The 12,812-nt window shown below is 42.3% G+C and carries 15 protein-coding genes; 13 read left to right on the top strand and 2 right to left on the bottom strand.

The window, feature by feature from the left end:
- Nucleotides 1-24: 24 nt before the first annotated feature.
- The gene (locus tag ACX6CI_RS05980) at nt 25-657 is read right to left on the bottom strand and encodes a hypothetical protein (RefSeq protein WP_458777250.1); all 633 of its coding nucleotides are present in this window, start codon (nt 655-657) and stop codon (nt 25-27) included.
- Nucleotides 658-679: 22 nt separating this feature from the next.
- On the bottom strand, nt 680-1,714 hold the full coding sequence (locus tag ACX6CI_RS05985) for a type I glyceraldehyde-3-phosphate dehydrogenase (RefSeq protein WP_458777251.1): 1,035 nt from the start codon (nt 1,712-1,714) through the stop codon (nt 680-682).
- Nucleotides 1,715-2,023: 309 nt separating this feature from the next.
- Here ACX6CI_RS05985 and ACX6CI_RS05990 point away from each other — a divergent pair, with 309 nt between their 5' ends.
- From ACX6CI_RS05990 to ACX6CI_RS06050, 13 genes are all read left to right on the top strand, one after another.
- Nucleotides 2,024-2,722, top strand: a complete 699-nt coding sequence (locus tag ACX6CI_RS05990; protein ID WP_458777252.1) for a hypothetical protein — start codon at nt 2,024-2,026, stop codon at nt 2,720-2,722.
- Nucleotides 2,723-2,890: 168 nt separating this feature from the next.
- Nucleotides 2,891-3,412, top strand: coding sequence for a cob(I)yrinic acid a,c-diamide adenosyltransferase (gene cobO / locus ACX6CI_RS05995; protein WP_458777253.1), 522 nt, complete (start codon nt 2,891-2,893; stop codon nt 3,410-3,412).
- Between the two features lie 278 nt (nt 3,413-3,690).
- The gene (locus tag ACX6CI_RS06000; RefSeq protein WP_458777254.1) at nt 3,691-3,882 is read left to right on the top strand and encodes a YwbE family protein; all 192 of its coding nucleotides are present in this window, start codon (nt 3,691-3,693) and stop codon (nt 3,880-3,882) included.
- Nucleotides 3,883-3,924: 42 nt separating this feature from the next.
- Nucleotides 3,925-4,404 carry a GNAT family N-acetyltransferase gene (locus ACX6CI_RS06005; protein ID WP_458777255.1) on the top strand — a complete coding sequence of 160 codons (480 nt, stop codon included), beginning with the start codon at nt 3,925-3,927 and terminating at the stop codon, nt 4,402-4,404.
- Nucleotides 4,405-4,486: 82 nt separating this feature from the next.
- The gene (locus ACX6CI_RS06010; protein WP_458777256.1) at nt 4,487-4,978 is read left to right on the top strand and encodes a YehS family protein; all 492 of its coding nucleotides are present in this window, start codon (nt 4,487-4,489) and stop codon (nt 4,976-4,978) included.
- A 77-nt stretch (nt 4,979-5,055) separates the two neighbouring features.
- Complete coding sequence (locus ACX6CI_RS06015; protein WP_458777257.1) at nt 5,056-5,529, top strand: pyridoxamine 5'-phosphate oxidase family protein; 474 nt, start codon at nt 5,056-5,058, stop codon at nt 5,527-5,529.
- 349 nt (nt 5,530-5,878) lie between these two features.
- Entirely contained in the window at nt 5,879-7,045 is a 1,167-nt protein-coding gene (locus tag ACX6CI_RS06020; protein ID WP_458777258.1) for an exo-beta-N-acetylmuramidase NamZ family protein, read from the top strand.
- A gap of 10 nt (nt 7,046-7,055) precedes the next feature.
- Nucleotides 7,056-8,108 (top strand): UDP-3-O-(3-hydroxymyristoyl)glucosamine N-acyltransferase, encoded by a 1,053-nt coding sequence (gene lpxD, locus ACX6CI_RS06025; protein ID WP_458777259.1) that lies wholly within the window; start codon nt 7,056-7,058, stop codon nt 8,106-8,108.
- 16 nt (nt 8,109-8,124) lie between these two features.
- The gene (gene fabZ / locus ACX6CI_RS06030) at nt 8,125-8,577 is read left to right on the top strand and encodes a 3-hydroxyacyl-ACP dehydratase FabZ (RefSeq protein WP_458777260.1); all 453 of its coding nucleotides are present in this window, start codon (nt 8,125-8,127) and stop codon (nt 8,575-8,577) included.
- Nucleotides 8,578-9,010: 433 nt separating this feature from the next.
- Nucleotides 9,011-9,808 (top strand): acyl-ACP--UDP-N-acetylglucosamine O-acyltransferase, encoded by a 798-nt coding sequence (lpxA, locus tag ACX6CI_RS06035; RefSeq protein ID WP_458777261.1) that lies wholly within the window; start codon nt 9,011-9,013, stop codon nt 9,806-9,808.
- 22 nt (nt 9,809-9,830) lie between these two features.
- Nucleotides 9,831-10,664, top strand: a complete 834-nt coding sequence (locus ACX6CI_RS06040; protein ID WP_458777262.1) for an LpxI family protein — start codon at nt 9,831-9,833, stop codon at nt 10,662-10,664.
- 139 nt (nt 10,665-10,803) lie between these two features.
- Nucleotides 10,804-11,694, top strand: a complete 891-nt coding sequence (locus ACX6CI_RS06045; protein WP_458777263.1) for a nucleotidyltransferase family protein — start codon at nt 10,804-10,806, stop codon at nt 11,692-11,694.
- A gap of 43 nt (nt 11,695-11,737) precedes the next feature.
- Nucleotides 11,738-12,802, top strand: a complete 1,065-nt coding sequence (locus ACX6CI_RS06050) for an aminoglycoside phosphotransferase family protein (protein WP_458777264.1) — start codon at nt 11,738-11,740, stop codon at nt 12,800-12,802.
- Nucleotides 12,803-12,812 lie beyond the last annotated feature (10 nt).

Here is a 12,812-nt window from a genome sequence, read left to right on the forward strand (position 1 = left end):
ATGATTTTTACTTGTGAAATAATATCACGCTGCGACTGAAGTTATAATCTCTGGCTGTATCTTTTTAATACATTCCGGTTTTAGTATCACTTCTTGTCGTTTCTCATCCACCTTATATATAAGTATGTCTTCTACGCTAATGTGTGCTGAATAGACAGTACCTCCTCCCATCTCCTTATCAGCCCAGCGGTTAAGAATCCACTTGGCCTCCTGAATGTCGGTGGTCCAGCTTAATCCGTATTCGATATTTGTAAGAGATCCTCTGTAGGCGATACTCCCTTCCTGGGGAAATGGTTTGCCCTGGGCAAGCAACAGGTCTCTGTCGCAGAGACCAAGTAGTTCCAGCCATGTGTCATAGCGTCCTGCAGGGGCAAATGGACTGTTTTTTCGGTAATATAGTCTAAGCACTGTTGCTTCGAGACTGTCGGTTGCTCTGAACTGTTCAAGGTTATTATGAACAAAGGTAATATGTTCAGTGGGGTTGAGAACATTCATAGCTTCGACTGGAAGTTTGGCAAGCTCAAGGGCTGCCTCAATCTCCTGTACTTTTTGATCCTGCATAGCTTTATGGCGCTGTTGCATGTGCTTATTATCAAATGAGCCAACAAAGTCATATGGTGGGTGAAGAAAGCGAATGTTCTCTAGATTCCATTGCATATCTTTAGGTCCTTAGGTTGTATTACCTTTTGGGTGATTGTTGTAGGCTGAGCCATTTGTTGGCAACATCAAGCATTCTGCTGGCAAACCCCCATTCATTGTCAAACCAGCAAAAAATTTTAACGAGTGTATCGCGGCACACCTTGGTCTGGCTTGCATCAAAAATAGAAGATCTGGGATCAGTATTAAAGTCGACGGATGCGTGGGGTTCTTCGGTATAACCAACTAACCCCCTAAGTGGCCCTGAAGCGGCACTATGTATCACTTGGTTAATTTGATCCACGGTAACCGGAATCTTCACATTAAGTGAGATGTCCATGGCTGACACATTTATGGTTGGTACCCGAACATGGAGACATTCGAAACGGTTTGCGAGCTGGGGCATGAGTCTGTCTATTCCTTTTGATAAACTTGTATCCACAGGAATAATTGAGTGAAGTGCGCTCCGTGTAAGACGGAGGTTTGTGCGATGGTAGCTATCAATAATCGGTTGATCATTCATCGCAGAGTGAATTGTTGTAGTCACACCGCTGTCTATGCCAAACTCTCGATCAAGGATGTCGAGGATCGGGACAATACAGTTTGTTGTGCACGATCCGTTGGAAACAATTCTATGATCTGCTTTGAGCTCATCTTCGTTGTATCCATGTACGATGATTGAGTCTACTGCAGGTGTTGCCGGGTGTGAAAGCAGGATTCTTTGGGCGCCGCTCTGTAAATGGAGTTCAGCCGTTTCACGGTCTTCAAAGGTGCCGGAACACTCAAAAAGCAGATCAATTCCAAGTTCATTCCATGGTAGTTTTTTAGGGTCTGCTTCACTTAAAATTACAATGGAGTCCTCGTTTCCAATTCGTAGAATGTTATCACTGTGTGATAAGGGGTAGGGGAATCTGCCATGGGTTGTGTCGTATCTGGTGAGATAGGTGAGTGTCTCTATATCTGCAAGTTCATTGATAGCAACAATGGAAAATTTAGAACGAAATGGAGATGAATAGATCGCTCGAAGTACCGATTGGCCGATACGACCGTAACCGTTTATGGCAACTTTAAAACTCATACGAACTCATTTGAAATGTTGTTGTTAATGGGTCAGATAAAACAGTTCCAATACGTTTTAATCAATACAGCTATTTAAGCTATAAAACAATAACATCTTGCACCAGTAGGAGAGGGAAGAGAATGCGTGTTGGTGAAAAATGTATGTTTTTAATCGAATATCTAAAATTGTAGTATAATTATCAGTTGCTGCGGCTAATTATAGGTATCGAAAAAGGGAATGTAATTTTTCTTTGGAAACTTTATGAAGGAGTTTTGAGGTTGAAGACGTTCTTTTGTCTTTAAAAGGTCGCGATATTAGGATTGCTCAATGGAACAAATATTTAAAAATAACCAACGACTTTTAGAAAAAACAGCCGGTCCGGTTTTTGATGCAACAATACGATGGTGTCTTTCTTTTAACAATAAGCTATCTTTTATCACTATTAACGAGGACACACCCTGCATATTGCGTGGAATGATTGAATGGCATGATCTTGGAAAGATTCTTGAAAACCAGGAAGATTGCACAATTGTGCATCCGGGAGTCGTTGCCCTTGAAGAAAAAATGGTTCTTCTCGAAGATGGTATTCCTTGTACGTTAAGACAATTACAAGAGGGGGCAATTAAAGCACGGCTCTCCCTTGAATTTTCACTTCCCCACTCTGAGCAGAAAGTGTTTCGTGATTCCGGCTGGGATGATATAGATACACTGGCCATCGTTGATATGGTCTGCTCAATTCAAAAGAAAATCAAGGCAGGATCCATAGATGATACAACAGTAATAAGCCTTGCCTGTGGAAGAGCAAAACCAAGCTACTTTCGGCAACGGAGCATGAAGTATAAGGCGGCTCTAGCGCTTGCACGGGGGGTGAGTATTGACGCAATCCCACAAAACATTGTAAATCACTATGTGGCAAGAGACATAATTAACAAAAAAGAATACCTTGTTTATGGTACACGGACCAGGCTTTGCCTGCACTCAGGATCAGGAGAACTTGTGGGCCACCACATAAGCCATCTCTGTTGATCGGTATGAGATCCCTCCCCCTCCCATCTATTTTCCTTTGAATCGCCAAAATCATACGATTGGCCGTCTTTTCTTGCCATCGTTCAAGTCATTGACTAAGTAGTATAAATTGAACTAATTTTTTAATACTATTTGCAGTATAAAATTATCATAATGGGTGGAACCACCATGGGAACAAAGGGTCGAATAATTATCAATACGGGCAATGGTAAGGGTAAAACCACAGCTGGACTTGGAACCGTTTTTCGTGCGTTGGGGCATGGAAAGAAGGTTTGTGTTATTCAATTTTTAAAAGGCCAGGGGAAGTATGGTGAGAGGCTCATGGCTGAAAAAACTGACAACCTTGACTGGTTTATATGTGGCAAAGGGTTTGTCTTTAAAAAAGAAAACATAGAGGAAGACAGGGCGGTTGCGCGTGAAGGGTTTCAATTGGCCATGGAAAAGGTGGCAAGTGATGAATATGATTTGGTTCTGTTAGATGAGATTACCTATCTGCCACTGTATGATTTTTTAGAAGTAGAAAAGATAGTCAAACTTCTAGAAACTAAACCAGAACGTCTTTCTGTCATTATCACCGGGAGGGACGCTGACCCCAGGCTCATTGAGGTCGCCGATACTGTTACGGTAATGGAACCGCTAAAGCATGCCTACGAAGAAGGAATTAAGGCCCAGAAAGGTATCGAATTCTAACGAGCCACCTGCAAAAGTGGTTTCTCGGTGTCTGCGATTATCTGGCCCAACCTTTTTGTTTTGTTCAAAATTATATCCTCGTCATATTACCTTTTTGCTGGTATGTGAAACATGTTTTGTATGGTACCAAAGCTGCAGGCTTACCTCTCGTATATATCAACGAGATAGCTGTGATTAAACGTGTAAGGGATTCTGATAGTAAGCGGGATAGGATGGAGCTCTTAAAATATCAAGAGTCGGAACTGCTTTCTGCTTTCAATACAGTGCGAGGATAGATAATGGATGGTAGAACGAGAAAAGATATTAAAATTGGCGCTGAGGTGAATATTGTTCTCAAGCAGCACCAGCGCAGCGGCACATTGACACGGGGGATAGTACAGGACCTGCTTACCAAATCCCCCAGTCATCCCCATGGTATTAAGGTGAGGCTGGAAAGTGGTGCAGTTGGTCGGGTAAAAGAAATTTTATAATACTCAAGACAATAATATTTTAAGTTTTCCGAACTGATAGAGATGAAAATACGTAAGGTTACAGAAGAAACCCTTCCAAAGGCGATTGGTCTACTGAAACAGTCGTTTACCGGCAGTAATTATGAGGTTAAGCTTGTCGAAAAACTCCATAAAAATAATACATATATAGAAGATTGGGTTTGCATCCATGTTAACAAGGTGATTGGCTATATTGCCTTTACTAATGCATATGATGGTAAAGATTTCTGTGGTTTGCATCTAGCTCCCGTCGCGGTAAAGCCAGAGTATCAAAACCAGGGTATCGCTGCTGAACTTATACGATTTGCTCTACGGCAGGATGTTATTAAAAAGAACACTGTTTTTGTGCTTGGTAAAACCCACTACTATGAACGTTTCGGTTTTAGGCCGTGTGATAATCCTCGTTGTCCATTTACCAAGAATAATCGTAACTTTCTTCGCTTAGGTGATGCTGTGGACCACAGTTTTACTGTGGGGTATGAAAAGGAATTTGGGGCTGTATAAATTCATTGATCATCTACGCTTCTCCGGTCTTTCTTTTTGTTTATAGATTGGAAAGTTCAGGTTGAGCAAATAAGGCTTTTGTATGAGAAATAACGATATTTTAAGACGAATACGTTACATTTTTGATTTGAGTGACTCAAAGATGATAGCAATCTTTGGCCTAGCTGATGTCGAGGCGACAAGGGCTGAGGTGAGTTCCTGGCTTAAAAAAGATGATGACCCGGATTTTTTGGCCTGCTCTGACCTTATGTTGGCTCAATTTCTGAATGGTTTTATTAATGAGAAGCGGGGAAAAAGGGAAGGAATTCAGGTCGTACCGGAAAAGTTTTTATCCAACAATCTTATCATGCGGAAGCTAAAAATTGCTCTTAACCTACGCGATGATGACATAATACAATTACTATCTCTTGCACGTTTGCGCCTGGGTAAAGCTGAATTGAGTGCCTTTTTCAGGAAAAAGGGGCACAAGAACTATCGAGCATGTAAAGATCAGGTGCTGCGAAATTTTTTAGCAGGGCTACAGATACAATATCGGGGGCAAGCAGCAGAGGCTCCGCATTCTGTGTGGAAGTAGTTATAACACATAGCCCGTATTGCATTGTGCTATTAAAGAGATCGGTGCAGTGATACGTTGAAAAATTACGAATTATTATGAGACGAACAGATAAAGAGATCAGCGGAAGGGACGCAATTTCTGAGGTGATAGAAAATGGGATGGTGTGTCGAATAGCTTTGGCGAAAGATAATCAGCCCTATATTGTTCCAGTTTCCTATGGATATGATGGTGAGGCTATCTATTTTCATACCTACTCAAAACGTGGTTTGAAACTCGATTACCTTGCCGCAAACAAAAAGGTCTGCTTTGAGATTGAAAATAATGTTGCACTTGTAGTCCACGATGAAAACCCTTGTGAATGGTCATTTAACTTTCAATCGGTGGTTGGTTTTGGAGAGGTTACTGAGCTGACGAGTGATACGAGTAAAAGTATTGGTTTACAAAGTATTATGAAACAATACTCTGATAAAAAATGGTCATTTGAAGGAATACCACTTACCGCTGTTGCTGTATGGAAGATTAATATTGAATCCATGACAGGAAAGCAGTCTTTGAATTATGCTGATTAAAAAGAGCAATATAATTCATCATGGCTTGTAACTCTTTTATGAATCAACAGAAAAAGACGTGAACAAAGTATCGTCGTTTTGACTTTTCTCTTTCTCCCCATTATGATAGCAACCGACTAGGAATAGCGTTCCCTGTTTAGTGCCTTACTCCTGAAAGCCTGTCATAAAAAAACAGGTAGCGTAGACTCCGAGAAACTCAGGAATTGAATTTGAAATCGTACATTTAGTAATACCACCAGATAATGAACGTAGTGAGACCTTCTAGGCACTTATCCCGTTTATCGGGGTTAGTTCTGTGAAAATTGCTCTATACTAACAATAATTATAATCAATATTTCAATACATTACTATGATTCGTGTTGGCCTTGAAGTCCTGCTGGACAGTTCTGATTACGCCTTTGAGGGACGAAAGATTGCATATCTTTCTAACCAGGCATCGACCACCAGTTCTCTCGTTCAGGGGCGTATACCCCTGCAACAAAAATATGGGGAACAGCTCACTTGTCTGTTTTCTCCCCAGCATGGGTTCTTTTCAGAAAAACAGGACAATATGATTGAATCTGATCATAGTGTTGACGCTCAAACGGGATTGCCCATGTTTAGTTTGTATGGAGATCTTAGAAAACCAACAAAAGAGATGTATGACTCTTTTGATGTGTTGCTGATTGATCTGGTGGATGTTGGGACTCGTGTATACACCTTTATGTATACTATGGCCTATTGTATGATGACAGCTGCCGAGACGGGTAGAAAAGTTGTTATTCTGGATAGACCTAATCCAATTGGCGGTACGCATATTGAAGGAAATATTCTTAGGGATGATTGTACCTCTTTTGTGGGTCTGTATCCGCTACCAATGCGACATGGACTTACCATGGGTGAACTCGCTTTTTTAATGAATAGAGAGTTTAATATCGGGGCCGATCTTTCTGTTATACCTGTTAAGGGGTGGGCAAGAGAGAGTCTTTCCAGGGAGACTGGCTTTCCCTGGGTGGCTCCTTCTCCTAATATGCCTACGCCTGAGTGTGCCCTTGTTTATCCGGGTCAGGTTATCTGGGAGGGGACCAATGTCTCAGAAGGAAGAGGGACAACTCAGCCTTTTGAGTTTGTAGGTGCTCCATTTTGGAAACACAATGAAGTATTTGAATATTTGGGGAAAACAGAACTTCCGGGATGTTTTCTAAGGCCTGTCGTTTTTGAGCCGACCTCGGGTAAATGGGCAGAGTCCGCCTGCTGTGGTTTTCAAGTCCATGTTACCAACAGCGATACTTTTATGCCGTACAGAACAAGTCTTGCCCTGCTGCAGGCTGTATACGTTCTGTACCCTGAAGACTTTCAGTATAAAGAACCTCCCTATGAGTATGAATATAAACGCCTACCCATGGATCTCATTATTGGAGACAAAGATATACGGATACGGCTGGAGGCTGGCGAATCTATAATAGATCTTGAAAATGAGTGGAGCGGACCACTTAAGGAATTTGATACATTACGATCAGACTACTTTTTGTATTAAGAGAAAGACAATGGAAAATAAAACTATAACTGTTGATAATCTGGCCAAGTTGGTCGGTGGTGAGGTAATTGGTGATGGAAGTGCTGAGATAACGGGTTTTGCACCCTTAGATCAGGCTGAATCTGGTGATATATCATTTTTGGTAAAGGCTAAAGAATCAGGTCAGCTGATGACTACCGGGGCCGGAGCGGTGCTCGTGCCAAAAGGAATAACGTGTGATGTTGATATAGCCCTTATTGTGGTAAAAGATCCATATCTTGCCTCAGCCCACGTACATAACTATTTTCTGCAGGCACCCTTTATTGCAAAAGGTATACATGAACGTGCGGTGATTGGCGAGAATGGCTCAATTAGTTCTGAAGTAACCATAGGTGCCCTTGTGGTTGTCGGTGATCGGGTGACGATCGGTGAGCGGGTAACGCTTGAGCCTGGTGTTGTTATTGGTGATGATGTTATGATCGGTGATGATTGTGTCATCAGATCAAATGTTACTGTCTATAAGGGTTGTAAAATCGGTAACCGTGTCTCCATACATTCCGGCACAGTAATAGGCAGTGATGGTTATGGCTATGCAGCAAATGAGAGGGGAGAGCATATAAAACGCCCTCAGGTAGGGATTGTCCGAATTGACGACGATGTTGAAATAGGCTCGAACAGTTGTATAGACCGCGCGGCCTATGGAGAAACCTGGATTAAGTCAGGTTGTAAAATTGATAATCTGGTGCAGATTGCCCATAATGTCGTTATTGGTGAAAACAGTTTAATCGTTTCTCAGGTTGGTATTTCGGGCTCAACCACCCTTGGTCGAAATGTAGTCATGGGCGGGCAGGCTGCGACAACCGGACATATTAATATAGGTGATCAGGTAATGATTGCTGCAAGGGGAGCCGCTCACACAAATCTTGAAAAGGGCGCAGTTGTGGGTGGAGCGCCGGCAATTCCTATTAGACAATGGGCGAAGTCTTGCGCTGTATTTAATAAATTGCCAGAATTGCAAAAACTGGCCCGAAGCAATCGTAAAGCAATCGAGGCGATGGAAGGTCGCAGCGAAACAGATAAGTAAAAGGAGAATAGGTTTCATGAGTGATGTTGTAATTCCAGAAAATATTGATATTGTAGAGATACTAAAATTACTTCCCCATAGATATCCTTTTGTCATGGTGGATCGTATCCTGTCCCTTGAGATGGGCAAAGAAATTGTTGGTCTTAAGAATGTGACAATTAACGAGCCGTTTTTTCAGGGTCATTTCCCTGGAAGGCCTGTAATGCCGGGAGTTTTGATTTTAGAGGGTATGGCGCAGGTTGGAGGGATAATGGCTTTTTATGCTAATCCTGAAGCCATTGGTAATAAGCTATTGTTTTTTGCAGGCATTGATAAAGCCCGCTTTAGAAAACCTGTTGTTCCAGGCGATCAATTGATTTTCACTCTGGAGTTGATCAAGCAAAAGAGATCAATCATGATGATGTCAGCCAAAGCGACTGTAGACGATCAGGTTGTAGCTCAAGCCGAACTCATGGCATCTTTCACCTGAAAAAACTAACCCAGATAAATGGGATAAGTACCTCGAAGGTCTCACTACGTTCACTTATCTGGTGGTAAGGTTAAACTTAGGACTTCAAAAACAATTCCCGAGTTTCTTGTTTTTTGACAGGCTTTCAGAAGTAAGGCACTAAAAGATGTGAAAACAGGTCTATAAATGGTATCAATTTTTCGTAAAAAGAGCGAAAATAGTTGCATTAGGTCTGTTGAGCAGTTAAGGAAGACAGCTTTTAGTGCTTTACACTATATAAGAGAGCCATAATAATAGATGTTTAATTGGCCAGGTTCTAAAGAAAAAATGTACAAACAGCCAATTCAGAGAGATCTTATGGGCTCTTATCCCGGCGTACTTCTCCGTATTCGGGGTTAATATATAGATAATCGGAGTATGTAGATATCCTTCTACGACATATAAATATATCATCATGGCTATACATCCCACAGCAGTGGTTGATCCCAAGGCAGAGGTCGACTCATCCGTTGAAGTTGGTCCATATGCAGTAATTGAAAAAGGTGTGACCTTAGGCGTTGACACTGTTGTAGGTGCCCACGCAGTTGTTTCCGGGCCTACCACCATAGGTGAACGAAATCTAATCGGTTCCTTTGCCATGGTTGGTGGCGCACCCCAAGACCTTGGTTATAAAGGCGAACCCACTGAGCTCATAATCGGCAATGATAATCAGATCCGTGAGTACGCTTCAATACACAGGGGAACTCCAACCGGTCGAAAGAAAACAACAATTGGCAATGAAAATCTGCTTATGGCCTACACCCATGTGGCCCATGATTGTAAAATTGGCAACCATGTAATCATGGCTAACGTTGCAACACTCGCAGGCCATGTTGAAGTAGGGGACAGGGCTTCCATTGGTGGGCTTGTCGCCATTCACCAGTTCTGTCGTATTGGAACCTTTAGTTATATTGGAGGTGTGTCTGGCTTGAGTCTTGACGTTCCTCCATTTGTAATCATTGCCGGTACCCGTAATCGTACCCGGATTTCTGGAATAAATAAGGTTGGTCTGAGACGTAATGGGTTTAAACGTGAGACTATCCAAAATCTTGATAAGGCCTTTCGTATTATATTCCGTTCTCCCAATCTTCTGATGAAGGATGCCATTGAAGTTGCAAAAAATGAATTTCCTGAATGCCCGGAAGTGCAGACCCTTGTCAAATTCTTCGAAGACTCCAAACGTGGCGTTGTGAAGCAGACGGTAGAGGATTGATATCCACTGTATGAACTCGTCTATGGAAAATATTGGAATTATTGCAGGCGGTGGACAGTTCCCAGAGCTGTTCATCCGAGCTGCCCAAAAGGCAGGTCGCAGGGTTGTGGTCATTGCCCATAAGGGTGAGACTGAAGAAAGTGTCGCTGAGGCAGCAGATGCGGTGTGCTGGGTTAAACTGGGGCAGCTTGGAAAGCTCCTGTCTTTTTTTAAAGAACAGGCAGTAAAAGAGACTGTATTCTTAGGGACCATTACTAAAACGAAAATTTTTCGTGATGTGTTGCCGGACTTTAAGGCACTCACTCTCTGGAATAAGATCGATCGTAAGCAGGATGATGCTATATTGCGTGCACTTGCCGGTGCAATTGAAGCTGAAGGAATCGACGTTCTGGAGTCTACGCTGTACCTTCAGGATCTGCTTTTTCCTGAAGGCGTGCTGACAAAAAACAAACCAAATAAACAGCAGCGTCAGGACATTGAGTTTGGTTGGCAGAATGCCAGGGCCATAGGCTCCATGGATATTGGACAGTGTGTAGTGGTAAGAAACTGTTCAGTTGTTGCTGTAGAAGCAATAGAGGGGACTGATGCCACAATCTTACGCGGTGGACTACTTGCTAAGGAAAAGTGTGTAGTGGTTAAGGTGAGAAAGCCTGGTCAGGATTTTCGTTTTGATCTACCAGCTACCGGTCTCACTACTATAGATACTCTAAAGAAGGTTAAAGGGGCCGTTTTAGCGGTCGAAGCCGGGCAATCTTTACTCTTTGACCGGGACAAAATGGTCCAGGAGGCCAACAAAGCCGGTATCGTTGTTGTTGGTGTAAGAGAGAAAGAAGACGGCACACTCGTGATAGGATAGATTGGATATTGCAGTATTCCTTATATAGTTTTTTAACCCCAGTACACGGGATATAAGCTAGGATTATTACTTTGACGAACTTCATTAATAGTAACATCATATGAATTTCTAAGGTACATATCTTAGGTGGAGAGCTCATATGCAAGCAATGATCTTGGCGGCAGGATTAGGCACCAGATTGCTTCCCCATACCAGCATCCGGCCCAAGCCTCTTTTTCCAATTCTTAATACTCCGCTGCTGTTACTGACCATTGAAAGACTTAAAAACTTCGGTTTTGATCGTATCATTGTCAACTGTCATCATTTAAAAGATCAGATAGTTGTGGCTCTTAATGGGATTGATGGTGTGATAATCATTGAAGAAGAGGTTGTTCTTGGGACTGGAGGAGGGATTCGAGGTGCCTTGTCCCATATGAGAGATGAGCCAATTCTTATCAGTAATGGTGATATTTATCACACCGTAAACCTCAAAGAACTCTACAGGTATCACCAAGCGGGCGGCAACCAGATTACCCTTGGGATGCACGATTATTCAAGGTTTAATACGGTGGCAATGAATGGTGAGAAAGTTTTAGCCTTCTCTAAGAGCCCAGGAGCTGTGACGCTTGCTTATACTGGTCTGCAGGTTGTTCAACCTCAACTTTTTGAAGATATCCAATTGGGAGAATATTCCTGTATTATTGATCACTATCGATTGCTACTGGAAAAAGGCGTAGATATTGACAGTTTTAGGGTTGATGACTGTTACTGGACAGATATGGGAACAGTTGATGATTATCTTGATCTACATAAAGGTTTGTTAACAGAAACAATTCCATGTTGGCAGGAGATTGGGCCGGTGAGAAAACCTTACTGTATTGCCAAACGGGCAAAGCTTCCAGCGCACCTGCAGCTTGATGATTGGGTATGTATTGGCGAGGCAAGTATTGGCGATAAGAGTCAACTCAAAGCATGTGTCGTCTGGGATGATATTGAAATCCACGGTGATAAGATAATTAGTGATACGATTGTTTCATCTGGGCTTGAATAATCGATTTTTGTGCATTTTCTTAATGGTCCATTAAATTCTTTACATGAAAACCTACAGCGATTCATTCATAATCTCCCTTGCAACTGATCTTTTGCAGGAGCATGGCCTTGTCAGTCAGGAAGAGGCCACCAGTGGGCAAATTGAAATTACTCCCATTGCAAGTGATGGCTCAACGAGGCGTTTCTGGCGTTGTAAGGTTTTAGATCGTTCTCTGTGTGTTGTTGCAGCACCCCTTACAACGACTGATAATGAAGTTAGGGAATCAAAATCAGCCTGGTTTATCGGTAATCATCTTCGTGCAAAGGGTTGTGCGGTACCTGAACTCTTTGGTTGGGATGAAGAGTCAGGCATGCTTTTATTTGATGACCTTGGGGACCAGCGACTCCATAGTCTTGTCACTCCAGGTAATGGCTTACGAGTGAATGATAGACAGATAGTTGAATTATATACGGAGGTTGTTAAGAATCTCTGTCATATGCAGGTCGCAGGTTCAGCTGATTTTAATACTGACTGGTGTTGGGACACAAGATGTTACAATAAAGAATTGATGTTGAGCCGGGAGTCTGGTTACTTTCTTACAGCCTTTTGGTTAGATTTGTTGCAGCAGTCGGTACCACCCGGAGTAGATGAAGATTTTCAAAACATAGCGGATCTTGCCGCTACGGCAAACGCGAACTATTTTCTTCACCGGGATTTTCAGTCAAGAAATATCATGGTGAACCCAAAAGGGTATAACTTTATCGATTTTCAAGGGGGGCGACGAGGACCTCTTGGTTATGATCTTGCTTCCTTACTCATTGACCCTTATTGTGCTTTGAGTTATGAGGTACAGGAAGAGCTCTTGGAAATGTATCTGAATCATATATCTGAGTATGTAGATATTGATCGAACTACATTCAGAAATGAATACCATGCTCTGGCATTACAGAGAAATCTGCAGATACTTGGTGCCTTTGCATTTTTATCCACAGTACGAAAAAAGTCTTTTTTTAAAGCCTTTATACAACCAGCGTTGTTATCTGCCCAGCTGAGACTTGAGCAGCCAGTCTTTTGTGATCTTAACGTTGTAAAAGCAATGATAAATAGCGGATTGCAAGCTATAGCTTGAGGCAAGCAGC

The sequence above is a fragment of the Desulforhopalus glucosivorans genome, from assembly GCF_054397165.1.